Annotated in this window: 22 protein-coding genes; 15 read left to right on the forward strand and 7 right to left on the reverse strand. The window is 64.4% G+C overall.

What is annotated here, in order from left to right; translation table 11 throughout:
* The first annotated feature begins 124 nt into the window (after window positions 1-124).
* From ACYCVF_RS07640 to ACYCVF_RS07660, 5 genes are read left to right on the forward strand one after another with little or no spacing between them, the layout of a single operon-like run.
* Window positions 125-2,209, forward strand: coding sequence for a hydantoinase/oxoprolinase family protein (locus ACYCVF_RS07640; protein WP_459603343.1), 2,085 nt, complete (start codon window positions 125-127; stop codon window positions 2,207-2,209).
* 2 nt (window positions 2,210-2,211) lie between these two features.
* Window positions 2,212-3,870 (forward strand): hydantoinase B/oxoprolinase family protein, encoded by a 1,659-nt coding sequence (locus ACYCVF_RS07645; RefSeq protein ID WP_459603341.1) that lies wholly within the window; start codon window positions 2,212-2,214, stop codon window positions 3,868-3,870.
* 40 nt (window positions 3,871-3,910) lie between these two features.
* The gene (locus ACYCVF_RS07650) at window positions 3,911-4,909 is read left to right on the forward strand and encodes a TRAP transporter substrate-binding protein (RefSeq protein WP_459603339.1); all 999 of its coding nucleotides are present in this window, start codon (window positions 3,911-3,913) and stop codon (window positions 4,907-4,909) included.
* Between the two features lie 10 nt (window positions 4,910-4,919).
* Entirely contained in the window at window positions 4,920-5,513 is a 594-nt protein-coding gene (locus ACYCVF_RS07655) for a TRAP transporter small permease subunit (RefSeq protein ID WP_459603337.1), read from the forward strand.
* A 31-nt stretch (window positions 5,514-5,544) separates the two neighbouring features.
* The gene (locus ACYCVF_RS07660) at window positions 5,545-6,849 is read left to right on the forward strand and encodes a TRAP transporter large permease (protein ID WP_459603335.1); all 1,305 of its coding nucleotides are present in this window, start codon (window positions 5,545-5,547) and stop codon (window positions 6,847-6,849) included.
* A gap of 47 nt (window positions 6,850-6,896) precedes the next feature.
* Here the strand turns inward: ACYCVF_RS07660 and ACYCVF_RS07665 are convergent, their stop codons facing one another.
* Together ACYCVF_RS07665 and ACYCVF_RS07670 are read right to left on the reverse strand one after the other, a co-directional pair.
* Window positions 6,897-9,287, reverse strand: a complete 2,391-nt coding sequence (locus ACYCVF_RS07665) for a patatin-like phospholipase family protein (RefSeq protein WP_459603333.1) — start codon at window positions 9,285-9,287, stop codon at window positions 6,897-6,899.
* 684 nt (window positions 9,288-9,971) lie between these two features.
* Complete coding sequence (locus ACYCVF_RS07670) at window positions 9,972-10,616, reverse strand: glutathione binding-like protein (RefSeq protein ID WP_459603331.1); 645 nt, start codon at window positions 10,614-10,616, stop codon at window positions 9,972-9,974.
* A gap of 106 nt (window positions 10,617-10,722) precedes the next feature.
* On the opposite strand from ACYCVF_RS07670, the gene ACYCVF_RS07675 reads away from it, so the two are divergent.
* Window positions 10,723-11,367 (forward strand): TetR/AcrR family transcriptional regulator, encoded by a 645-nt coding sequence (locus tag ACYCVF_RS07675; protein WP_459603329.1) that lies wholly within the window; start codon window positions 10,723-10,725, stop codon window positions 11,365-11,367.
* 94 nt (window positions 11,368-11,461) lie between these two features.
* Here ACYCVF_RS07675 and ACYCVF_RS07680 read toward each other — a convergent pair whose 3' ends face one another.
* Complete coding sequence (locus ACYCVF_RS07680) at window positions 11,462-12,427, reverse strand: 2-hydroxyacid dehydrogenase (protein WP_459603327.1); 966 nt, start codon at window positions 12,425-12,427, stop codon at window positions 11,462-11,464.
* Window positions 12,428-12,565: 138 nt separating this feature from the next.
* Here ACYCVF_RS07680 and ACYCVF_RS07685 point away from each other — a divergent pair, with 138 nt between their 5' ends.
* The 4 genes from ACYCVF_RS07685 (at window position 12,566) to ACYCVF_RS07700 (ending at window position 15,408) form a co-directional block, all read left to right on the forward strand.
* Window positions 12,566-12,934 carry a YciI family protein gene (locus tag ACYCVF_RS07685; RefSeq protein WP_459603325.1) on the forward strand — a complete coding sequence of 123 codons (369 nt, stop codon included), beginning with the start codon at window positions 12,566-12,568 and terminating at the stop codon, window positions 12,932-12,934.
* The gene (locus ACYCVF_RS07690) at window positions 12,931-14,214 is read left to right on the forward strand and encodes an RNA polymerase sigma factor (RefSeq protein WP_459603323.1); all 1,284 of its coding nucleotides are present in this window, start codon (window positions 12,931-12,933) and stop codon (window positions 14,212-14,214) included. The genes ACYCVF_RS07685 and ACYCVF_RS07690 overlap by 4 nt, the downstream gene beginning before the upstream one ends.
* Before the next feature lie 210 nt (window positions 14,215-14,424).
* Window positions 14,425-14,964: a K(+)-transporting ATPase subunit F gene (gene kdpF / locus ACYCVF_RS07695; RefSeq protein WP_459603321.1), complete on the forward strand. Its 540-nt coding sequence runs from the start codon at window positions 14,425-14,427 to the stop codon at window positions 14,962-14,964.
* Window positions 14,965-14,994: 30 nt separating this feature from the next.
* The gene (locus ACYCVF_RS07700; protein WP_459603319.1) at window positions 14,995-15,408 is read left to right on the forward strand and encodes a VOC family protein; all 414 of its coding nucleotides are present in this window, start codon (window positions 14,995-14,997) and stop codon (window positions 15,406-15,408) included.
* Window positions 15,409-15,519: 111 nt separating this feature from the next.
* On the opposite strand, the gene ACYCVF_RS07705 is transcribed toward ACYCVF_RS07700, so the two are convergent.
* The 3 genes from ACYCVF_RS07705 to ACYCVF_RS07715 all read right to left on the reverse strand — a co-directional run bounded on the left by ACYCVF_RS07705 (window position 15,520) and on the right by ACYCVF_RS07715 (window position 17,728).
* Entirely contained in the window at window positions 15,520-15,873 is a 354-nt protein-coding gene (locus tag ACYCVF_RS07705) for a hypothetical protein (protein ID WP_459603317.1), read from the reverse strand.
* 488 nt (window positions 15,874-16,361) lie between these two features.
* The gene (locus ACYCVF_RS07710) at window positions 16,362-16,799 is read right to left on the reverse strand and encodes a hypothetical protein (RefSeq protein ID WP_459603315.1); all 438 of its coding nucleotides are present in this window, start codon (window positions 16,797-16,799) and stop codon (window positions 16,362-16,364) included.
* A gap of 140 nt (window positions 16,800-16,939) precedes the next feature.
* Window positions 16,940-17,728, reverse strand: a complete 789-nt coding sequence (locus ACYCVF_RS07715) for an SDR family NAD(P)-dependent oxidoreductase (RefSeq protein ID WP_459603313.1) — start codon at window positions 17,726-17,728, stop codon at window positions 16,940-16,942.
* 253 nt (window positions 17,729-17,981) lie between these two features.
* On the opposite strand from ACYCVF_RS07715, the gene ACYCVF_RS07720 reads away from it, so the two are divergent.
* The 5 genes from ACYCVF_RS07720 to ACYCVF_RS07740 all read left to right on the forward strand — a co-directional run bounded on the left by ACYCVF_RS07720 (window position 17,982) and on the right by ACYCVF_RS07740 (window position 20,772).
* Complete coding sequence (locus tag ACYCVF_RS07720; protein ID WP_459603311.1) at window positions 17,982-18,398, forward strand: YciI family protein; 417 nt, start codon at window positions 17,982-17,984, stop codon at window positions 18,396-18,398.
* Between the two features lie 69 nt (window positions 18,399-18,467).
* The gene (locus ACYCVF_RS07725) at window positions 18,468-18,872 is read left to right on the forward strand and encodes a YciI family protein (RefSeq protein WP_459603309.1); all 405 of its coding nucleotides are present in this window, start codon (window positions 18,468-18,470) and stop codon (window positions 18,870-18,872) included.
* A gap of 53 nt (window positions 18,873-18,925) precedes the next feature.
* Window positions 18,926-19,291 (forward strand): YciI family protein, encoded by a 366-nt coding sequence (locus tag ACYCVF_RS07730; protein WP_459603307.1) that lies wholly within the window; start codon window positions 18,926-18,928, stop codon window positions 19,289-19,291.
* A 128-nt stretch (window positions 19,292-19,419) separates the two neighbouring features.
* Window positions 19,420-20,160 (forward strand): TetR/AcrR family transcriptional regulator, encoded by a 741-nt coding sequence (locus tag ACYCVF_RS07735; protein ID WP_459603305.1) that lies wholly within the window; start codon window positions 19,420-19,422, stop codon window positions 20,158-20,160.
* Window positions 20,161-20,280: 120 nt separating this feature from the next.
* On the forward strand, window positions 20,281-20,772 hold the full coding sequence (locus ACYCVF_RS07740) for a DUF2852 domain-containing protein (RefSeq protein ID WP_459603405.1): 492 nt from the start codon (window positions 20,281-20,283) through the stop codon (window positions 20,770-20,772).
* Window positions 20,773-20,905: 133 nt separating this feature from the next.
* On the opposite strand, the gene ACYCVF_RS07745 is transcribed toward ACYCVF_RS07740, so the two are convergent.
* Window positions 20,906-22,069 carry an acyl-CoA desaturase gene (locus tag ACYCVF_RS07745; RefSeq protein ID WP_459603303.1) on the reverse strand — a complete coding sequence of 388 codons (1,164 nt, stop codon included), beginning with the start codon at window positions 22,067-22,069 and terminating at the stop codon, window positions 20,906-20,908.
* Between the last annotated feature and the right edge of the window lie 264 nt (window positions 22,070-22,333).

The following is a 22,333-nucleotide window of genomic DNA, read 5'->3' on the forward strand; positions in this document are numbered from 1 at the left end:
ACGCCTTGCCTATTGCATAGGTGCCAAGCAGAATAGCCTGGCGCAGCATTCATCTCGTCGTCCATGGCATGGAAATTGCTGCGCTTTTGTCCCCAGTCTTGACGACCAGCACGGAGAATTTGGAATGCTTGAGGGAGCCGAGGTGCGGCTTGCCGTTGATATCGGTGGCACGTTCACCGACATCGTGCTGGACGTGGGGCAAGATCGCAAAACCCGCAAGCTGCTGACCACTCCGCAGCGCCCGGAGCAGGCCGTGCTGGACGGCATGCGCCTCATTCTCGCCGATGCACGTGCCCATATCAGCGACATCGACGTCTTCATTCATGGCACGACGCTCGCGACCAATGCCATCATCGAACGTCGCGGCGCCAAGACCGCGCTGATCGCAACCGACGGCTTCCGCGACGTGCTCGATATCGGCACCGAAAGCCGCTACGACCAATATGACCTCGGCATCGACAAACCGAAGCCGCTGGCGCCGCGCGGCCTGCGCTTCACCGTGCCCGAGCGCATCGATGCCCAGGGTGCCGTTCGCCTCCCGCTGGACGAAGCTTCGGTGCGCGCGCTCGCGCCAAAATTGCGCGAGTTGAAGGTCGAGAGCGTCGCGATCGCTTTCCTGCACTCCTATGCCAATCCGGAGCACGAGCGTCGCACGGCCGCGATTCTGGCTGAGGAGATGCCCGGCATCTCCGTGACGGTGTCCTCGGCCGTTTGTCCCGAGATTCGCGAGTATGAGCGCACATCGACTGCGGTCGCCAATGCCTATGTGCAACCCCTGATCGACGGCTATCTCGCTCGCATGGCCGAGGCCCTGCAGGTCGAGCAGTTCCGCGGCGCTATCTATCTCGTGACATCCGGCGGCGGTGTCACCTCGATCGAAACAGCGCGGCGCTTTCCCGTGCGTCTCGTCGAATCCGGTCCTGCCGGCGGCGCGATTTTCGCCGCCCAGATTGCGGCGCGCCTCGGCGAGAGCAAGGTGCTCTCGTTCGACATGGGCGGCACGACCGCGAAAATCTGCCTGATCGAAAAGTACCAGCCCGAGACCTCGCGCGTGTTCGAGGTCGATCGTGCCGCGCGCTTCCTCAAGGGCTCCGGTCTGCCGGTCCGCATTCCCGTGATCGAGATGGTCGAGATCGGCGCCGGTGGCGGTTCGATCGCGCATGTCGACGCGATGAAGCGCGTCACCGTCGGTCCCGAGAGCGCCTCCTCGGAGCCGGGGCCCGCCTGCTACGGCCGCGGCGGTCAGCGTCCGGCCGTGACCGATGCGGACGTTGCGCTCGGCATGATCGATCCCGACGCCTTTGCGGCCGGCACGATCAAGCTCGACCCGGAACTGTCGAAGCAGGCGCTGCTGCGTGACGTCGGCGAGCCGCTTGGCCTCTCGGCGGAAACCGCGGCCTATGCCGTGCACGAAGTCGTCTGCGAGAACATGGCGAGTGCGGCGCGCGTGCATGCGGTCGAGCGCGGTGCCGTGGTGGGCCAGCACACGCTGATCGCGTTCGGCGGCGCCGCACCGTTGCATGCTGCCCGCGTCGCCGAGAAGATCGGCGTCTCCCGCGTGATCGTGCCGTCGAATGCCGGCGTCGGTTCGGCCGTCGGCTTCCTGGCGGCGCCCATCGCCTATGAGCTGGTGCGCAGCCGTCACGTCCGGCTCGATGACTTCGACACCGAGGCGGTCTCCGATCTCTTGCAGGAAATGGCGGCCGAAGCGCGCGCGCTGGTGGAGCCGGGTGCAGCCGGCGCGCCGGTTCGCGAGCGCCGCGCCGCCTTCATGCGCTATGTCGGCCAGGGGCACGAGATCCCGGTCGAGCTGCCGAACCGGCGGTTGACGGCGGCCGATCTCGCCGGCCTGCGCCAGAAGTTCGAGGCTGACTATTCCGCGATGTTCGAACGGCCGATCCCGGGCGCCGCGATCGAGGTACTGAGCTGGTCGGTGCTCGCGACCACGGAGGCGCGCAATCCGCCCGCGGTCGCAGCCGTCGCGCGCAAGCCCGCCGGCAAGGCTGTCGGCAGCCGCAAATTCTTCGATGGCCGGGCAGGCGAGGTGATCGAGATTCCGCTCTATCGCCGCGAGGACATGGCCCCGGGCGCGACGATTGCGGGCCCGGCCGTGATCGCGGAGGACGAAACCTCGACCTTCGTCTCCAACAGTTTTGACGCGCATATCGACGGTGCGGGCAGCATCGTCATGGAACGAAAGGCGGCTTGATCATGAGCAAGGCAAGCGGCGCGAGCCTGATCGACCTTCAGATCATGTGGCACCGGCTGATCGCCGTGGTCGAGGAGCAGGCGCAGGTCCTGCTCCGCACGGCGTTCAGCCCGATCGTGCGCGAATGCGGCGACCTCTCGGCCGGCGTGTTCGATCTCAAGGGCCGCATGCTGGCGCAGGCTGTGACCGGCACGCCCGGTCACGTCAATTCGATGGCGGAATCGGTCAAGCACTTCATTGCCCACTTTCCGATCGAGACGATGAAGCAAGGTGACGCCTACATCACCAACGATCCCTGGATGGGCACCGGCCATCTCAACGACTTCGTCGTCACCACGCCCTGCTTCAAGGACGGCAAGCCGGTCGCATTGTTCTCCTGCACCAGCCATCTCATGGACATCGGCGGCATCGGATTCGGACCCGATGCCACCGACGTTTTCATGGAGGGGCTCTACATCCCCATGCTGAAGCTGATCGACCAGGGCGTCGTCAACGAAACGTTGATGGCGATGATCCGCACCAATACGCGGCTGCCGATCGACACCGAGGGCGACACCTATTCGCTCGCTGGCTGCAACGACGTCGGCTGCGAGCGCCTGGTCGAGATGATGACCGAGTTCGGTATCGATACGCTCGACGCGCTCGGCGACTACATCTGCGACCGCTCGCGCGAGGCCGTGCTCGCCGAGATCGCAAAGCTGCCGAAGGGCAGCTGGCGCAACACGATGGTGGTCGACGGCTACGACGCGCCGGTGACGCTGGCAGCGACCCTGACGATCTCGGACCAAGGCATTCACGTCGATTTCGACGGCACCTCGGCTGCCTCGAAGTTCGGCATCAACGTGCCCTTGTCCTACACAACGGCCTACACCGTGTTCGGCCTCGGCTGCGTCGTCGCCTCGCAGATCCCGAACAATGCCGGCTCGCTCTCGCCGCTGACAGTGTCGGCGCCCGCGGGAGCAATCCTCAATGCGCCGAAGCCCGCGCCGGTGGCCTCGCGCCACATCATCGGCCAGATGCTGCCGGATGTCGTGTTTGGCTGCCTGCGCCAGATCATTCCCGAGCGCGTGCCTGCAGAGGGCACCTCGTGCCTGTGGAATTTGAATGTGCGTGGGCAGACCCGCTCCGGCGTCGGCGGCAATTACGGGTTCTCCATGGCGGTGACGTCCAATGGTGGCACCGGCGCGCGCTTCGGCAAGGACGGCCTGTCCGCGACCGCTTACCCGAGCGGTGTGCGCGGCACGCCGGTCGAGATCGCAGAGACGCAGACGCCCCTGATCTTCTGGCGCAAGGAGCTGCGCCCGGATTCAGGCGGGGCAGGACGTACCCGTGGCGGCCTCGGCCAGATCATCGAAGTCGGCAGCGGCGTCGATGCGCCGTTCGACATTCTCGCTGCGTTCGACCGCATCGATCATCCGCCGCGCGGCCGCGATGGCGGCCGGGACGGCGAGGCCGGCTATGTCGGCCTCAAGTCCGGAAAGAAGTTGCGTGGAAAAGGCTTTCAGCAAGTGCCGCCGGACGACCGGCTGGTGGTGCTGACACCGGGCGGTGCGGGCATCGGCGATCCTGCCAAGCGCGAGCGCGCGGCGGTCAACGACGACGTCGAGAGCGGACTCGTGTCCGTCGACAAGGCGGTCGCAGTTTATGGGTACTCGCGGTGACGCCTCGGGCGTCGTGCGCGTAGCAAACGGAGGGGTGCAAATGATCACGCGAAGGAACTTCACCGCGGGGGCAGCGACGCTGCTTGCCGCAGGCCACATCTCCACCCGTGCGCGGGCGGCGACGGTGAGCTGGGACATGTCGACAGTATGGCCCGACGGCAATTTCCACACCCAGAACGCGATGGTCTTCGCCGAGGAGGTCAAGAAGCAAAGCGGCGGCTCGGTTGCCATTACGGTGAAAGCAGGCGGTCAGCTCGGCTTCAAGGGCCCCGAACACCTGCGCGCCGTACGCGACGGTCTGGTCCCGCTCGCCGACGTCCTCAACATCCAGCAGGTCGGGGACGAGCCCTTCATGGGCGTCGAGAGCATCCCCTTCCTCTGCGGCTCGGTGGACGAGCTCAAGGTGCTGCACAAATATGTACGGCCCGAATACGAGAAGATCGCCGCGCGCAACAACCAGAAGATCCTCTACATCGTGCCGTGGCCGACGCAGTATCTGCATCTGAAGGCGAAAGTCGCCGACGTCGACGGCCTGAAGAACATCAAGATCCGCGTGCCCGACAAGAACGCGGTCGAGATGCTGAACGCGATCGGCATGGCGGCCGTGATGATTCCCTGGGGCGAGACGATTCCCGCGCTCGCTTCCGGGGCGGTGGCCGGCGTTTCCACCTCGTCGGTGTCGGGCGTCGACGGCAAGTTCTGGGAGTTCCTGAAATACGTCTACCCGACCAACCACGTCTGGTCGTCGCAGATGCTCACCGTCAATCTCGATTCCTGGAAGGCGCTCAGCGCCGATCAGCAGCAGCTCGTCTCCGGCATTGCCGCCAAGATGGAGCCGGGCTTCTGGGCGAACTCGCTCAAGGCCGATGTCGACAGCCTCAACCGCCTCAAGGAAGGCGGCATGGAGGTGGTGCCGGTCTCGCAAGCCATGATGACGGAGATCCGGGTCAAGACCGCGCCGCAGTTAGATGCCTTCCTCAAGCGCGTGCCGGCGGCCGACAAGCCGGTGCGGGCCTATCTCGCCGAAATGAAGCGGTGAGGACGAGGTTGTGACGAGCGTGCTCCCTGCGGCACCGCAGAGTCTCAATGCAGCGGCGCCTGCGCCGCTGCGCATCGTCCTCGACGGCATTGACCGCCTCGGCCGGCTCGACGGCTGGATCGGCGGCGGCTGTCTCTTGATGCTGACGCTGCTGATGCTCTGCGAGGTCGCAACCCGCTTCCTCTCGAACTTCATGCCGTTCTTCCCGCCGAGCATCTCGATCGCCTGGGAATATTCGTCTTATCTGATGGCGGCGTCCTTCACCTTTGGCGCCGCCATGACGCTACGTGTCGGCGGCCATATCCGCGTCGTGCTGCTCCTGAAGAACGCGCCGGCGCCGGTTCAGCGCGCGCTCGAGATCCTCTCGGCCGCGGCCGGCTTCGCCTTCATGGCGTTCCTGACCTCGGCCATGGCGAAGTTCGCGTGGAGCGCGTTCGTGCGCGGCCAGGTCTCGACCTCGAGCGACACGCCGCTGTGGTTTCCGGAAGCGGTCGTCACTTTCGGCATGCTGCTGCTGACCCTCCAGTTCCTGGCGCGCGCGATCCAGGCCGCGCTCGGCTTGCCGCTGGAGGATCATCGCATGAAGGCCTCGCCCGTCGAATGACCGCTTTGCTCGCTCCCGGATTCAAGTTCGCATGACCATCGAAGTCGTCGCCCTGTTCGCGATCCTGCTCGCACTTCTGGCGTGCGGCGTCTGGATCGGCCTGACGCTGGCGCTCACCGCGACGCTTCTGCTCGCGATGTTCCGCTCGATCCCGCTCGACAAACTGCTGCCTCAATACGCCTGGAACATCCTGACCACGCAGGAGCTGCTGGCGCTGCCGCTGTTCATCCTGATGGGCGAGCTGCTGTTTCGCACCCGCCTGTCGCGCTCGCTGTTCCAGGGGCTGGCGCCCTGGGCCGGGCTGCTGCCGGGCCGCCTGCTGCATGTCAACGTGATCGGCTGCACCATCTTCGCGGCGATCTCGGGCTCGTCGGCTGCGACCACGCAGGTGATCGGCCGCATGTCGCTCAACGAGCTGGTGCGCCGCGGCTATTCCCGCGACATCGCGATCGGCTCGCTCGCCGGGGCCGGCACGCTCGGGTTCCTGATCCCGCCGTCCAACATCATGATCATCTATGGCGTGCTCGGCGACGTCTCGATCCTGAAACTGTTCACGGCCGGCGTGCTGCCGGGATTTCTGCTGGCCGCCACCTTCATGGCCTGGGTGATGCTGCACACGAGCCTTGATCGCAGCATGGTGCCGGAAACGGAAGCCAGGCTCTCGCAGGTGCCATGGAGCGAGCGCTTCGCCGCACTGAAGGACCTCGCGCCGGCACTGTTTCTGATCGCCTGCGTGCTCGGCTCGATGTATGGCGGCCTCGCGACGCCGTCGGAGGCTGCCGCCGTCGGCGTGCTCGGCGCCGCGCTCGTGGCCTGGGCGCAAGGCGCGATGTCGCAGCAGGTCGTGCGCGACGTGCTGATCGGCTCGGTCGTCACCTGCTCGATGATCGCGCTGATCGTGCTCGGCGCCTCGATCCTCGGCAATGCCGCAGCCTTCCTCGGCATCCCTCAGGCGGTGGCCGCGTTCGTCAAGGGGCTCGGCCTGTCGCCCTTCATGCTGATCGTGGCGTTGATCGTCTTCTATCTCGTCCTCGGCTGCTTTCTCGACGGCTTCTCGATGATCGTGATGACGCTCCCGATCGTGCTGCCGATCGTGAAGGGCGCCGGCTTCGACGAGGTCTGGTTCGGCGTCTTCCTCGTGCTCGCCGTCGAGATGGCGCAGATCACCCCGCCTGTCGGCTTCAACCTGTTCGTGATCCAGGGGCTGACCGACGATGGCCTCGGCTACATCGCCCGCGTGACGATGCCGTATCTGATGATCATGATCGGTTTCGTGCTACTGCTGACGTTGTGGCCCGGCATCGTCACGATCTTGCCGCGGGTGCTGTACGGGTAATTCGCCATCGGCGCATGCATGCGGCGGCCGGCATAACACCGTGACTTCTACGGCTTGACCGGCGGATGGCTTGCCTGGGCGTCCTTGAGGGCGGCGCCGAGGTCATCGCCCCGGAGTTGATGCAGGATCAGTAGTTGCACGCAATCGCCTGGACCGAAACCGGGGACCTTCGATTTCTGCACAAAGTTCTCGTTGGGCACGCAGTGTGCGGGACGGCCCGTCAGGAAGAATATCTCGGTCGCCGACATTTTCGACAGACGCCAGCCGAGCGGCAGGGGTATCACGTAGTCGCCGAAATCGACCCTTTGCACCCGGCTGATCCGTCCGAGCGCATCGCCGGCGTTGGCGCCGCGCTTGATGACGCCGAGGTCGCGGGTCGCCAGATCCACGGTCGAATAGGTTCGTGCCGTCCGGCTGTTGAACAGCGCGACCACCGGCGATACAGCCTCGCTGAATGCGTCGGAGCTGCCCTGGCTGTACTTGCCCGATGTCAGCACGATAAGATGGAAGCGGGCCTGCTTGCAGCAAATGTCTGCCCGGCGCTGAAGGCGATTGATGATTTCGACCGCGGTGGTTACGCCGGAGTTCTCGAAATATCCGCCGTCGACGACGTGAAACCGCGTGATGTCGCTCTTGGCCGACGGGGTTGCCGTCGAGCCGCTGTCCCAGAACCAGGCCGCCGGTGTCAGCCAGGGAAAACGCGCACTGGCGACCGCGGCAACGCTCAGCGGAACGTCATAGTTCTCGGTCAGCGGCAGGAATTGGGCGTCGGTCTGAGAATCGTTGCCGAAGCCGAACGGCGCGATGACGCGACGCCGTCCGGATGCAACTTCGGTCGTGTTGAAGAACAGCGCCGGCTTGAGGCCTGCTGGATTCCACGATGCCAGGACACCGTTCTTGAGAGCATCCCGCCCGGTGCCGCCGAAGTTTCTGGTTGCGACATCGGCCCACGCGGCCTCGATCGATTGCTCGAGTGCACGGGCTCTCGACAATGCCGGATTCGCTGGCCAGAAGAAACGTTGTGCGAAATCGGGAAAAAAAGCCGAGGCGACCAGCGGCGAGAGGAAGTCGTAGTCGTTGCGCACGAGCTCAAATGCGGATTGTTGCGCATTGCGCATGTCGTCACTCCGGGGGCCGTGGCTCCCGATTTCCGCAACGCTGCGGCACTGATCCTTGGTCGGCTTGAATTCGTCGGTCATCGCGGCATAGAGCGCGGCGCCGACGCTGCCACCGGACACGCCGCTGATCGCGAACAGATGCTGGGCGAACCGCTCACAGGTTGTCTGGAGCTTGGTCAGGAACTGGACGGCTTGCGCGGCCGCGTAGATGCCGCCACCTTGCGCGGCGACGATGTAGACCGGATAGGCTTGATCCCCGCTGAATTCGGGGTTGCCCCTGTCGGGCCGCTTGCCAAACCACGTCTCGAATTCACCTTCGACGTCTCCCGAAGGACGAGCCGCAGGCGTCGCCGATGAACTGACCTCCCGGCCATTCTTGTCGATACGGCGCAACTCGTGATCGTCGTTTATGCCGGTCCATGCGAGGAATCCGGCCAGTGCGAGCAGCGTCGGAATGATCGGGAAGTCGAGACGGCGGGACCACACGCTCAACCCCGTGGCGTTGAGCGTAAGACAGCCGATGAAGAGCGCAAATACGGAGATCGATCCGAGAGACTGGCCGATCGGCACGGGATATTTTGCAATCAGGACCACGGCAAAGAGGGACAGGGCCAGCGAGGCGGCGAAGGTCCGGTAGGCGATGCGCTGGAGCCGATTCTTTTGAGGTCCCGCCAGCCGGCGGTTGAGGCGCACGACATGGATGCTTCTCAGGAAGAACATGACGGTGACGGCGCCGAGAACCCACAATCCGAGCTTGAAGTACCAGTCGCCACGCCTCGCCCAGTCAAAGAGTGTCTTCAGTTGCTTGGCAAAGTCGGGGTCGCCGAATGCTGTGATCTGATTGATTGAATCCGTTTCCATCTTGAGATCGACCGCGTGCGCGCCGGCGGCAAAGCCCGCAATAGCGGCAAGGAGTGGAAGCGTCCCGAATACGATCGGCAAGAACGGAACGGCATAGCGAGCGCAGGCCGTGCGGTACAGGCTCGGCCGGTTCCGATCGACGAGTAGCACGATGGTGCTGAACGACAGGCAAGCGGCCATGCCGAGTAGGAATATGATCGGCAAAACCGCGGCGATGATGGCCGCACACCGCGTGACGTCGATCTGCTCGGCGAGGTTCTCGACGAGCAAGCGGTAATAGTCGCGGGTCTGATCCGGCAGAAACAGAACGAGCGATGCAAAGGCGCTCAGGCAGGCGGGGATCAGCAGGACCCTGAGGCAGACGAACACATCCCGCAGGCCATAGGGAATGTAGCGCAGCGGAGCCAGGGCACCGAAGATGGTTCTCAGCGTGCTTGCTGATTGACTGAGAATCTGCACCGTGTATCTCCGCTCGCAGACGAGAGGCTGCGGCTATCGAGAGGCCACGGGCGACGCGAGCAGCGACCTGCCGTCCTGAAACCGGACCAGGAACGAGCCGGACCTCTTGGCGATCGAGGCTTTCGCCAGATCTCCCGATGAAACCGAGGTGCATGCGTCCTGATTCAGCGGGTGGCATCCGTTGCTTCCGGGCGCGGCAGGAGGAGCTCGCAGTAGGTCGAACTGAGTCAACACAAGCTTGTTCGCGGTGCCCGGATAGGTCACGACGAACGGCGGCTCAGGCATCGCAGGACTTTCTTGCGCGAATATTTCCTTCGGAACTCGGTAACAGTCTCTCACGTCCCTCGGAGGATCGCAGGCCGCGCGTGCCTCATGAGCGAACGAACAACACAGCGCAGCACCAACAGCCGCGCAAGACCAGATACGAAGGATGCCTTGTGTCATGGTGCAAATCTCCAGCCTCGCAACGATATGAATTGTGCAGCGAAGCCTTCGAAAGGTCCGCCGCCCGCAATGTCGCCGGCCCCCCTCCGGCTAAAACATCCTATCGCGCCATTGGCGTCCGGTGCAATTATTGCGTGCAACGCTGCCGTCGGCCGCGCTCCGATATGGAGACGTCGTCCCGACCGTGCTGGCAGGGACGACGTCTTGATCGAGGAAAAGAGATGGGACGTCGGAGCTGACCTATGCCGCGGCCTTCTTCCGCGCCTGCTCGGCCTTGTACAGCTCGAACTCTTCCCCGATCGCCCTGGCGATCGATGGCCGCTGGCGCAGGCGATCGTGATAGGCTTTCAGGTTCGGCCAGTTCGCCAGCTCGATCGGCGGGGTCGCCATGGTCCAGTTGATGACCGTGACGAGATAGGCATCGGCGACGCTGAAATGGTCGAGCAGGAATTCACGTCCCTTGAGATGATTGTCGAGAAGGTCGAGCCGCGACAGATTCTTCTCCAGCGCGTAGGTCTTGGCCTCCTGCGGCGCCTTGCGATCGAGCAGGGGAACGAACAGAGCCTTGTGCAGCTCGGTGCCGACGAAGCAGAGCCATTGATGCAGCCGCGTGCGCTCGATGCCGGCGGTGGCACCGAGACCGGATTGCGGGAAGCGGTCAGCGACATATTGCAGGATCGCGGCGTTCTCGGTCAGCACCACCCCTTCGTCGGTGCGCAGCGTCGGTACGAGACCGATTGGATTCACCGTGCGGAAGTCGGAGCCGTCGTTCAGCACCGTCTTGGTCGGCGGATCGACTTCGAGATAATTCGCCTCCGCGCCGGCCTCGTAAAGTGCGACGCGTGTCGCCATCGAGCAGGCGAGCGGCGAGAAATAGAGATCCATCTGTAGCCTCCTTGGGCAATTCGTCTTTGCGTGTTGCTCAACCTGGCCAGATTGATTTTTGTACCATCTTGCATAATATGAGGGTGGTCAAGGATTATTTTGCGAAATGGTACAAAAACCGAAGCCGCCCGCTGTTGCCAATCCGCCCAAGCGCCGCGGTCGTCCACGTGCCTACGAGCCCGATATCGCGCTCGGCAAGGCGCTCGATCTGTTCCGCAGGCAGGGCTTCGCTGCCACCTCGCTCGACGATCTCAGCGCCGCAACCGGCATGAACCGGCCGAGCCTGTACGGCGCCTTCGGCGACAAGCGCGAGCTCTATATCAAGAGCTACCAGCGTTATCGCGACGAGGCTGGCGCCGCGATGGCGGCGATCTTCCGCGAGGAGATACCGCTGCGCCAGCGACTGGAGCGCATCTACGCTGCCGCGCTGGACATCTATCTGTCCGGCGAGGCCGGACCGCGCGGTTGCTTCACGGTCGTGACCGCGGCGTCCGAGGCCGTTGGCGATCCCGAGATCCGCGCCATGGTGCTGGACGGCCTCGCCGGACTCGACAAGGCTTTTGCGAGTTGCTTCCGCCGCGCCAAAGAGAAGGGTGAGTTGCCGGAGAGCGCCGATCCCGTCGCGCTGGCGCAGATCGCCTCCGCCACCGTCCACACCATTGCCATCCGCTCGCGCGCCCGCGTTCCCCGCAAGGAGCTGGAGGCGATCGTGAGGGGCGCGATCGACGTGATGCTGGGGTTCAAGGGGTAGCTGTCGTTCCGACGAGCGCTGTGCTTGTCAGGCACCCAGCGTGTCCAGGGCGGAGCCCTATCCGCACAGAAAACGCTTGGCGAGAGCTGGATCCCTAATATCCCCTTGCGCGATCCACCGCGTTCTCCAGCGCACCGCCGGCCTCGAAGCGCGCGATCTGCTCGGCGACATAGGCCGAGATCGCGTCCGCGTCGGTGTCGGCCGCGTTGTGCGGCGTCAACACCACCTTGGGATGGGTCCAGAAGCGACTGTCCGCCGGCTGCGGTTCCTGCACGAAGACGTCGAGCGAGGCGGCGCCCAGCGTGCCGTCGTCGAGGCAGGCCAGGAGATCGGCTTCGTTCTGCAGCCCCCCGCGGCCGGCATTGATCAGCACCGGCGCGCCGAGCGGGCTCTTGCGGTTGAGCTTCGTGAAGACGTCGCGGTTGAGGATGCCATGCGTATCCGGCGTCAGCGGCAGCAGGCAGACCAGGATGTCCGTCGTGCGCAGGAATGCGTCGATCTGCCCGGCACCGTGGAAACACTCGACGCCATCGATCGTCCGTGGGCTGCGGCTCCAGCCGGCGACGCGGAAGCCGAGCCGCCGCAGCACATCGGCCGCATCGGCGCCCAGCGTGCCCAATCCCATGACGCCGACCGTGATCGCGCTCGCCGGCCACTGATATTTCGGCTCCCAGCGCTTCTCGCGCTGCGATTGCCTGAGGTAAAGCTCCTGGCGGTGATGCATCAGCACGTGCAGCACGACATATTCGGTCATGCGGTTGGTGAGATCTGGCACGGCGACGCGCACCAGCGGCACGTCGGGAAGGCTCTTGTCCGCCATCAGCGCGTCGACGCCCGCGCCGAGATTGAAGATCGCGCGCAGATTGGGGAACGCACCGAGATCACCCGGCACCGGCTTCCACACCGCCGCATAGTGCACCTCCGCCGGATCAAGCCCGGCATCCGGCAGCAGCACCACGCGACGCTCCCCGCAGACCGCTTCGAAACGAGCCTTCCAGCGCTCCGGCAGCCAGTTCTGCTGGGTGCTGTTGATCAGGACGGCCAGTGTACCTTTGGTCATTCGAAGTGCCTCGTCGGTTCCGCTTGAGAGCGCCCTCCTTGGCACGATCTGCCGGATTTTTCTTGCAAATTTTTTTCGCAGTCCTGTCGGCACAGGGCATATTGGCGCGTCTTTAGAACAGACGAGGAAATGTCGCCCATGCTTTACGCCATTCTTTGCTATCACGATGAGGACTTCGTCGGCTCCTGGACCAAGGATCAGGACGAGGCCGTGATGAAGAAGCTCGCCGTGGTGCAGGAGAAGCTCATCCAGCAAGGCCGGCTTGGCCCGGTGGCGCGGCTGTTGCCGACCACGGCGGCGGCGACCTTGCGCAAGGAAGACCCGCCTCTGGTGCTCGATGGCCCCTATGCCGAGACCAAGGAGCAATTGCTCGGCTTCTACATCGTCGACTGCAAGAATCTCGACGACGCGCTCGATGTCGCGCGCGAGCTGGGCTCCGCCAATCCGGGCGGCGCCTACGAGGTGCGTCCCGTAGGCGTATTCCGGCCCGGAGGAAATCTCACGTGAGCGAGACTGACACCGCCTGGATCGAGACCGCGCTGACCTCGGCACGACCCCAGGCGGTGGGCGCGTTGCTGCGCTATTTCCGCGATCTCGACACCGCAGAGGAGGCCTTTCAGAACGCCTGCCTGCGCGCGCTCAAGTCCTGGCCGCAGAACGGGCCGCCGCGCGATCCCGCAGCCTGGCTGATCATGGTCGGCCGCAACGTCGCGATCGACGAGGTGCGCCGGGCACGCAAGCAGCAGCCGCTGCCGGAGGACGATCAGGCGATCTCCGATCTCGACGACGCCGAAGGTGTGCTCGCCGAGCGGCTCGACGGCTCGCATTATCGCGACGACATCCTGCGACTGATGTTCATCTGCTGCCATCCCCAGCTGCCGGCGACGCAACAGATCGCGCTGGCGTTGCGCATCGTCTCGGGCCTCACGGTGAAGCAGATCGCACGCGCCTTCCTCGTCTCGGAAGCCGCGATGGAACAGCGCATCACGCGCGCCAAGGCGAAGGTCGCCGACGCGGGCGTACCCTTCGAAGCGCCCGGTGCGGTCGAGCGTTCCGAGCGGCTCGCCGGCGTCGCCGCGATGATCTACCTGATCTTCAACGAGGGCTATTCGGCGAGCGGCGACACCGCCGAGATCAGGAAGCCGCTCTGCGAAGAGGCGATCCGGCTGGCGCGGCTGCTGCTGCGGTTGTTTCAGAGCGAGCCGGAGATCATGGGCTTGACGGCGCTGATCCTGTTGCAACACGCCCGCAGCGCCGCGCGCTTCGCCGAGGACGGATCGCTGATCCTGCTGGACGATCAGGATCGTTCCCTGTGGAACGGCACCATGATCGCGGAAGGTCTCGCGCTGATCGACAAGGCGATGCGCCACCACCGCAGCGGTCCCTATCAGATCCAGGCTGCGATCGCCGCGCTGCATGCGCGCGCATCGACGCCGGAGGAGACCGACTGGAAGCAGATCGACCTGCTCTACGGCGCGCTCGAAGTGGTGCAACCTTCGCCGGTGGTGACGCTCAACCGCGCCGTCGCCGTCTCCAAGGTGCGCGGGCCGCAGGCTGCGCTCGATCTGATCGAGCCGCTGGCGCCGAAGCTCGCCAACTATTTCCACTTCTACGGCGTGCGCGGCGCGTTCCTGATGCAACTCGGCCGCAACGACGAGGCCAGCGTCGCCTTCGACCGTGCCATCGCGCTCGCGAATACGTCGGCCGAAGCCGCTCACATCCGCATGCATCTCGATCGCCTGATCCGGGACAGCCAGCCGAAGAAGGAAAGCGCCAAGGCGAAATAGGGCAAGGCCTCCACGTCGTCGTGCGCGGGCTCCGGTCAGTGGCATCAACCACACCGTCATTCCGGGGCGGTCCGCAGGACCGAACCCGGAATCTCGAGACTCCGGGTTCACCCTTCGGGTACCCCGGAATGACGGGTAAGAAATTGATTTCGTCTTGTCGGACAGGGCCTCCCCAGTTCGTCCTAGGCTCCGTATCCCCGGGAGTCGTTCATGCTGAAAGCCATTTCAATCATCGCTATCGTGCTTGCGGTCGGCCTAGCCGCAGTCCTCGTCTTCGCATTGACGAAACCGGACACGTTCCGGGTCGAGCGTAGCCTCGCCGTGAAGGCGCCGGCCGATGCGATCTATCCGCTGGTCGCCGATCTCCATCTCTGGACCTCCTGGTCGCCCTATGAAGGGCGCGATCCCGCCATGAAGCGGGCGTTCGGCGGCAGCGCGGCAGGAAAGGGTGCGACCTATGCCTGGGACGGCAACAACAATGTCGGCGCCGGCCAGATGGAGATCCTGGAGGCGAACGGGCCCTCCAAGCTCCGCATCAAGCTCGATTTCGAGCGGCCGTTCGAAGGCCACAACACCGCCGAGTTCACCTTTGTGCCGCAAGGCGATGCCACACTCGTCACCTGGGCGATGCACGGTCCGGCCCCATTCCTGTCCAAGGTCATGCAGGTGTTCATCAACATGGACAGCATGATCGGCAGGGATTTCGAGGCAGGCCTCGCCGGCCTGAAGAAGCTCACCGAGAAGCAATAAGCCTCACCGCAAACGAAGAGGAGAGAAACGATGCTCAATCCCTATCTGTTCTACCAGGACACTTGCGAAGCGGCGTTCAACTATTATGCGAAGGTTCTTGGCGGCAAGATCGATGCGATGATGCGTGCCTCGGACGCACCGCCGGAGGTGCCCGCCGCGCCCGGACGCGAGAAGATGATCATGCATGCACGGATGTCGTTGCCCGACGGCAGCGTGCTGATGGCTTCCGACTCCCCGAACGAGCATTTTCAGAAGCCGCAGGGCTTCTCGATCTCGCTCACGGTCAAGGACCCCGCGGACGGCGAGCGCAAATTCAACGCACTCGCCGACGGCGGCACCATCACCATGCCATTCAGCAAGACGTTCTGGGCCAAGGGCTTTGGCATGTGCGTCGACAAGTTCGGCATTCCCTGGATGGTGAACTGCCCGGCGGAGGGAATGTGACGGGCGAGACCGCGCGCACGGTCCGCTGAGTTGCGAGTTCCTCTCTCCAAGGCTTGCGGGAGAGGGGCGCGCATCAATTCGCCACGTGATGTGCCCAGCGGCCGCTTGCCCTTACCGGATTGATCCGGTGGAGTCCTCGCCTTGCGGCGGCGAGGACTCCACACAGCGAGGGCAGATCACGAGCCTGCTGCCGAGCTGCCTGTCGTTCTCCGCCTGTATTTCGTCTTGGACCGCCCACCACGCTTCGGAATATGGGCGCAAGGTCCCGAGCACCCTTTCCCGATCCCGATTGGGATCGCTTGCCGCAGGCGCGTGATTCGTGACGCGCCGCTTCGCGACATGAGGACGATTCGGATCCTTGCCAAGACCGTCCCACGCGAGGGGCCGACGTTCCTGCGCCGGAGCGTCTGCGCATCCGATCAGCATTGTGCAAAATGTGAGCAAGATGAAGCCGTGTCGAATCATGCCGGGCCTTTGCTGCCTATGCGCCACGCAGAATCCGCGCGAGGCGCGTCGGTTGAATGGAACTCAACGCAAAAACAATTGCCCGGCATGGCGAATATGAGTCGTACTTTCGCATCACTTTGCGGGCGCAGTGAGGCCGCTTCGTGAAGCCAACTGCATCGCACAACAATTGGCGCAATATTGGGCTGTGATCTGCACGCTCGAATCGCTAATTGTGCTTCATAAAATCTACAAACTGGGATGGGCGACTTGGAAGGGAGCGACCGATGGCGACGGCGCTGCAGATCAATTTCGCACTTTGGGGTATGTTCATCTGTGCCAGCATGAAGCTGGCGCCGTTGGTTCAGACTCTCTTTTGAAAAACGGCCATGACGACGAGGTTCGCGTGTCCGCATGAAGCCAGCGCACGGGTCGGCTGAGCCGACTTGGCGCTCGTGTGACGCGGTTCACAGTGTCCTTCGATCGCATTCTTAGTGCTGGCGACCTCGTCATCGGCACCGGGGATAGATCGCGGCGAGATCGCGCCCCTTCAGCAGCAGCAGCCGTGGGCTCAGGCCGCCACGGCGGCTGATCCAGTCGCGCACCGGGCCAGGATAGGCGGCGAGCACCGCGACCGATGCTTCCGGCTCAGCATAGAAGCGTCCGTGCCGGTCCACCGACCGCGCGGCGTGGAAGCCGAGCACGGCGCGCTTGGTGACGCAGATGCGCTCGCCCGGCACGATGCTCAGCACCAGCGTGCAGGCGGACAGGCAGGGACCGTCGATCACCACGCGCTCACCGCTGTCGCGCACCTTCTCGAATAGGTCCAGGAACGGTCCGACCTGTCCGCCTGGTGACTGGATGATGCGGATTTCGGCCGCGGCGGGCGCGACGGCGAGCAGCGCGGACCCGAGCATGAAGGCTTTGAGTAAGGTGACGCGCCGCATGGCACTCTCCGAAATCTCGACATCGTCGGGCGGGCAAGCCCATGCCCGCCACAAGCCCATGCCCGCCAATGGGCACCGCAAATCCGGAGTGGCGGTGGACAGACGCTCGCGCGCCTTTGCCCACCATACAATTTCCGTTCCTATCCGTTCCGTCGCTGGCCGCGCAGCGTCGGAAGGCCGATACCCGCCGCATCGAAGCCGCCATCCACGGCCAAAATTTGGCCGGTGATATAGCTCGCGCTCGCCGAGCACAGGAAATAGATCGCCTCCGCGAGTTCCTCCTCCAGGCCGTAGCGGTTGAGCGGAATGGCGTCGTGATAGTCGGCGCGGATCTCCTTGGTGTGAACCTGCTTCGCCATCGCGGTGTCGACTGGTCCCGGCGCGACCGCGTTGACACGGATGTTGAGCGAGGCGAGCTCGACCGCGAGTTGCTTGGTGAGGTGCGCAAGGCCCGCCTTGCTGGTGCCGTAGGCCGAGCGCAGCGTGGAGGCGCGCACGGCCGAGATCGAGGTGATGTTGACGATGGCGCCGCCATGGCCATCGCGCATCAGGGGCACTGCCGCCTTGGTGCAGAGGAAAGGACCGGTGAGGTTGACGTCGAGCACGCGGCGCCAGTCGGCATCGGACGTCTCCATCAACGGCGCAAACACCGCGATGCCGGCATTGTTGACGAGCGCATTTAGCCGGCCGAACCGTTGCTCGATCGTCGTCATCGCCGCAGCGACCGCGGCCGCGTCCGAAACGTCGCAGGTGAGCGCCAATGTCGCCTCGTCTTGTCCGATTCCGGCCACCGCGCGGCTGAGCAATTCGCTCTCGATGTCGAGCAGCGCCACACGCCAGCCCTCGGCGAGGAACTTCTTCGCGGTCGCAAGCCCGATGCCACGCGCGGCTCCGGTGACGAGGGCGACTTTGAGAGGGGCTTGCGGCATCGGTGATTTGTCCTGTGTCCGGGAGGGGAGCGCGAGAGCGCGCGCTTCTTTTACTGCGGTTTTGTTCCGGCACGAAAGGCCTTGAACCGGCTATTGAGCCGATGCGGCCCAGAAGGCGCCTGCCTCAGTCGCGCTGGCGCGGCCTCTCCAAATAATTCTTGGTTCCGCTGTCGGCTCGGAAGATGGTCGTTCGTCTTGGAGGGGAACGCGGGCCAGCTGTTTCCGCCCGCAGGAAGCATTACGGAGCAGGTCCATGCGTTTCATGGTGATCGTCAAGGCAAACCAGGACACCGAGGCCGGCAAGATGCCGACCACGGAGATGCTGACGGCGATGGGTAAGTTCAACGAGGAAATGGCGAAGGCCGGCGTCATCGAAGCAGGCGAGGGCCTGCATCCGACAGTGAGGGGCGCGCGGGTCAGATATTCGGCGTCCGAGGCGGACGTTACCCGCGGACCGTTCAATCTTTCGCCCGATCTGGTCGCTGGCTTCTGGCTGATCAAGGCTGCCTCGCTGGATGAGGCCGTTACGTGGATGAAGCGTGCGCCGTTCGAGCCGGGATCGGAGATCGAGATCCGCCAGGTGTTTTCGGCCGAGGATTTCGGCGAAGCTTTCACCCCCGAGCTGCGTGAGCAGGAAGAGCGCACCCGGGCTCATGTGGCCATGAACTAGCTCTCGGCCGTCTTCCGAGCTCGCGACTTCGTCGCCGCCCGGAATGACAGCGAGCGACGAGGAAATCCCATGCGATTCATGATGCTGATGATTCCGCTCGGTTACGAGAGCGCACCCCCGGACGTGCAGCTCGATCCGGAACGCGTTGCCGCGATGATGCGCTACAATGAAGCGCTCCGGGACGCCGGCGTGCTGATCACGCTCGACGGCCTGCACCCGCCCTCGATGGGCGCACGCGTGTCGTTCGCGACCGGCAAGCCCATCGTCACCGACGGCCCCTTCACTGAGGCCAAGGAAGTCCTGGGCGGTTACTGGATGATCGAGGTCGCCTCGCGCGAGGAGGCGATCGCCTGGGCGAAGAAGTGCCCGGCCTCGCCGAACGAAATCATCGAGATCCGGCAGGTGCAGGAGATGAGCGACTTTCCGCCCGAGGTGCAACAGGCCGCAGCCGGGTTCGACGAGCTCAAGAAGTAGTGGGCGGCCGTGAATCGCGGCGACCGCGGATTGAACAACAAGGGAGAGAACCGATGAGCATCGAACATAAATTCCTCGCCGTGTACCTCGGCAGCACGAGCGGCTCGAAAATGACGGCCTGGCGCGCGTTGCCCGAGGCCGAACGGAAGGCGAAGGAACAGGAGGGCATGGCCGCCTGGCATGGCTGGGTCGAGAAGCACCAGTCCGTGATCGTCGAGATGGGCGGCCCGCTCGGCAAGACCCGCAGGATCGACGCGAACGGCATCACCGAGGTCAGCAACGCGCTGACCGGCTTCACGGTGGTGCGCGCCGTTTCGCAGGAGGAAGCTGCCAAACTGTTCGAGAACCATCCGCATTTTGCGATCTTTCCGGGGGAGGCGATCGAGGTCATGCCCGTGCTGCCGATTCCCCAGATGTAGCGTTGCGAGCTCGCTACCGGCGGGTTCGACCTCGACGCGTCTGCCCGTCAAGACCGTGGAGGGACGGGTTAATCCTGCCTCATCGCCGCTAGTGACCTTCACGCCAAGCTCATGTAAAGGTCGTTCACATGAGCTGGCGCAAGGAGCAGGGCCGCGCCGAGCGCGGCTATCACCACGGCAATCTGAAGGAGGCCCTGTTGCAGGCCGCTCTCGGCCTGATCGCCGAGAAAGGCGCGGCGGGCTTCACCTTTGCCGATGCCGCACGCATGGCCGGCGTCAGTGCGGCGGCGCCGTACCGGCATTTTCGTGATCGTGATGAGCTGTTGTCCTCGATCGCCCAGCGCGGCTTCGAGCAGTTCGAGGCGCGCCTCGCCGCGGCCTGGGACGACGGGCGTCCCGATACGGTCACCGCGTTCGAACGCGTCGGCAAAGCCTATCTCGCCTTCGCCCGCGAGGAGCCCGCCTTCTACAACGCGATGTTCGAATCGGGCGTGCCGGTGGATGCCAATCCCACGCTGCAGGCCGCCAGCGAACGGGCGTTCAACATCATTCGTGCTGCAGCCGAGCGGCTCGCGGCCCTGACGCCCCCCGGCACGCCGCGGCCGCCGGCGTTGATGATGGCCTTGCACATCTGGTCGATGGCGCATGGCGTCGCCTCGCTGTTTTCCCGAGGCGATGCCGCGCGACGAAAATTGCCGATGTCGCCGGACGAACTGCTGGAGGCCGAGGTGCTGATCTATCTGCGCGGCCTAGGCTTCCCGACCGACCGCCGTCCTCCGGCCAAGGGCGCCGAGCCGCCCCCGGTGCCACCGGAGGCGTCCTCCGGTTCGGGCCTGCCGCCCGGCAGTCCTTGGGGCAAGCCGAAATAAGATTGCGCAAATAATCACGCGGGCGTGTCTGGCCGCCAGCTTGACAAAATCGCGGGATGGTCTAGCTATGTAAATGTTATTTACATTCACAACGGCGCTGGTGCCGTGATGGAGAGGGAAATGGCCTACACCGCTGATGTCAATCGATGGCGCGGCCCCGCGGACCAACAGCAGCAGTACGAGCGTCCTCGCATGCTCGATACGCCCTGGCATCCTGGCTGGATCGCCGTGACCATTCTCGGCTTCATCCTCTGGTGGCCGATCGGACTTGCCCTTCTCTTTTTCACACTCGGGAGCAGAAGAATGTCGTGCTGGAGCAACCAGGATCGCTGGCAGAACAAGATGGAGCGGATGCAGTACAAGATGGACCGCATGCGCGGCCGCATGGAGCGCCGCGGCTTCGGCTTTGGCTTCGGCCCGCCGTCCTCCGGCAACCGCGCCTTCGATGAATATCGTTCTGAAACGCTGCGCCGGCTTGAGGAGGAGCAGGTCGAGTTCAAGAACTTCCTCGACCGTCTGCGTCACGCCAAGGACAAGGAAGAGTTCGACCAGTTCATGGCGCAGCACAAGACGCGTCCGACCCCGCCGCCGACCGATCAGCAGCAAGGCTGATCTGGAGGCTGCCACCTCTCAAAGCCTTCAGGCGCAAGCCCTCAAAGTCCTGATGGCCGTGCCGCCCGCCTGCGCAACCCGCAGGCGGGCGGTTTGGTTTTTGGGGGGGAGCGTAGCGCGCCGCCCGTGGCCTTCAGGTCGAGGTCGCAAGCTGCGCGCGAACCGAGGTCAGGAAGTGCTCGTAGGCGTGATCAACGATTTCGTTGAGTGATCGCGTGCGCGCGAACATCGCCTTGGCCTCCGCGAGAAACTCGTCGCGGGTCGGAATCTTCGGCAGATGTAGATGCGTCAGCGCATCGACGCCGTCATGCGCGCGATTGAGGATGTCGTGCAGCGAGGGCAGCTGCAGCTGGGCGAGGTCGGCCCGGCGCCGCGCCGACGAGATCGCATGCGCCAATGTCTGAGCATCGAACCGTCCGGCAAGCTCGCGCGCCGCCCGGTTGATGACCCGCGCGCCGAGCGGCTGCTCGTTGCGCAGCACCTGTTCGGGCGGTGCCTTCATGTTCCAGACGACGCCGATCCACGACAGCGCCTTCAGGATGTAATAGGTCACGTCGATCTCCCACCAGCGAAAGCCCTGTCGTACGCTGCTCTGGTAGGCGTGATGGTTGTTGTGCCAGCCCTCGCCCAGCGTGAACAACGCCAGCAGCCAGTTGTTGCGGGAATCATCGCCGGTGACGTAGCGCTTGCGTCCGTGAACATGGGCAAGCGAATTGATGCAGAAGGTCCCGTGATAGAGCAACACCGTGCTCCAGAGGAAGCCGACGACCAGGCCGGGCCAGCCCGCAACCAGGAAGCAGAGCGCTGCGAGCACGAAGGCCGGCAGCAGTTCCAGCCGATGCAGCCACATCAGCTCCGGATAGGCGGCGAAATCGGCGATCTTCACGAGGTCGGTCGCATCGTGGCGCCGGTAGAAAATCCAGCCGACATGGCTGTAGAAGAAGCCGCGGTGACGCGGCGAGTGCACGTCGATCTCGGTATCGGAATGCAGGTGATGGTGCCGATGCTTGGCCGCCCACCACAAGACGCTCTTCTGCGCGCTGCTCTGCGCGAGAAAGGCCAGGATGAACTGAAACACCCGGCTGGTTGCGAACGCCCGATGCGAGAAGTAGCGATGGTAGCCGGCCCCGATCGCAAACATTCGCAAGCAATAGAGTGAAACGCAGATCGCGACGGCCTGCCACGTGATTCCCGTCCAGATCGCGGCAAAGCAGCCGAGATGAACCAGCAGGAACGGCAGGGCGGAGGGATACATGATGTCGTCGTGCTGGTCGTCGGCGGCGGTGTTAGGCGACATGTTTTCAGGTTGACCTTGAACGAGGAGGAGGCGGGCTTCGCTCCGGCGGAGCTAGAGGCGGCCGGGTGTGAAAAACCCCGCTGATGGCTCGCCATCGCGGGGTCGTGAACGATGCTCCGGCGCTACATTGCCAGAGCAATCGGCCGAAGCTCGATGAGTGAGCATATGGCCCTGAATGCCTGGTATGCAAGCACGTAGGCGCACGGAAGTCGGCCTGCGGCGCTGAGCCGCTGCCAGCTTGGCGCGCCAGCCGCCGGCGACCTA

It is taken from the genome of Bradyrhizobium cedriense, assembly GCF_054602315.1.

Bases quoted from the DNA above. Each gene is read 5' to 3' on its own strand.
- ACYCVF_RS07730 (WP_459603307.1), top strand. From the start codon at position 18,926: ATGAGCATCGAACATAAATTCCTCGCCGTGTACCTCGGCAGCACGAGC.
- ACYCVF_RS07725 (WP_459603309.1), top strand. From the start codon at position 18,468: ATGCGATTCATGATGCTGATGATTCCGCTCGGTTACGAGAGCGCACCC.
- ACYCVF_RS07710 (WP_459603315.1), bottom strand. From the start codon at position 16,799: ATGCGGCGCGTCACCTTACTCAAAGCCTTCATGCTCGGGTCCGCGCTG.
- ACYCVF_RS07700 (WP_459603319.1), top strand. From the start codon at position 14,995: ATGCTCAATCCCTATCTGTTCTACCAGGACACTTGCGAAGCGGCGTTC.
- ACYCVF_RS07715 (WP_459603313.1), bottom strand. From the start codon at position 17,728: ATGCCGCAAGCCCCTCTCAAAGTCGCCCTCGTCACCGGAGCCGCGCGT.
- ACYCVF_RS07660 (WP_459603335.1), top strand. From the start codon at position 5,545: ATGACCATCGAAGTCGTCGCCCTGTTCGCGATCCTGCTCGCACTTCTG.
- ACYCVF_RS07705 (WP_459603317.1), bottom strand. From the start codon at position 15,873: ATGATTCGACACGGCTTCATCTTGCTCACATTTTGCACAATGCTGATC.
- ACYCVF_RS07685 (WP_459603325.1), top strand. From the start codon at position 12,566: ATGCTTTACGCCATTCTTTGCTATCACGATGAGGACTTCGTCGGCTCC.
- ACYCVF_RS07675 (WP_459603329.1), top strand. From the start codon at position 10,723: ATGGTACAAAAACCGAAGCCGCCCGCTGTTGCCAATCCGCCCAAGCGC.
- ACYCVF_RS07670 (WP_459603331.1), bottom strand. From the start codon at position 10,616: ATGGATCTCTATTTCTCGCCGCTCGCCTGCTCGATGGCGACACGCGTC.
- ACYCVF_RS07645 (WP_459603341.1), top strand. From the start codon at position 2,212: ATGAGCAAGGCAAGCGGCGCGAGCCTGATCGACCTTCAGATCATGTGG.
- ACYCVF_RS07720 (WP_459603311.1), top strand. From the start codon at position 17,982: ATGCGTTTCATGGTGATCGTCAAGGCAAACCAGGACACCGAGGCCGGC.
- ACYCVF_RS07740 (WP_459603405.1), top strand. From the start codon at position 20,281: ATGGCCTACACCGCTGATGTCAATCGATGGCGCGGCCCCGCGGACCAA.
- ACYCVF_RS07735 (WP_459603305.1), top strand. From the start codon at position 19,420: ATGAGCTGGCGCAAGGAGCAGGGCCGCGCCGAGCGCGGCTATCACCAC.
- ACYCVF_RS07680 (WP_459603327.1), bottom strand. From the start codon at position 12,427: ATGACCAAAGGTACACTGGCCGTCCTGATCAACAGCACCCAGCAGAAC.
- ACYCVF_RS07650 (WP_459603339.1), top strand. From the start codon at position 3,911: ATGATCACGCGAAGGAACTTCACCGCGGGGGCAGCGACGCTGCTTGCC.
- kdpF (WP_459603321.1), top strand. From the start codon at position 14,425: ATGCTGAAAGCCATTTCAATCATCGCTATCGTGCTTGCGGTCGGCCTA.
- ACYCVF_RS07640 (WP_459603343.1), top strand. From the start codon at position 125: ATGCTTGAGGGAGCCGAGGTGCGGCTTGCCGTTGATATCGGTGGCACG.
- ACYCVF_RS07745 (WP_459603303.1), bottom strand. From the start codon at position 22,069: ATGTCGCCTAACACCGCCGCCGACGACCAGCACGACGACATCATGTAT.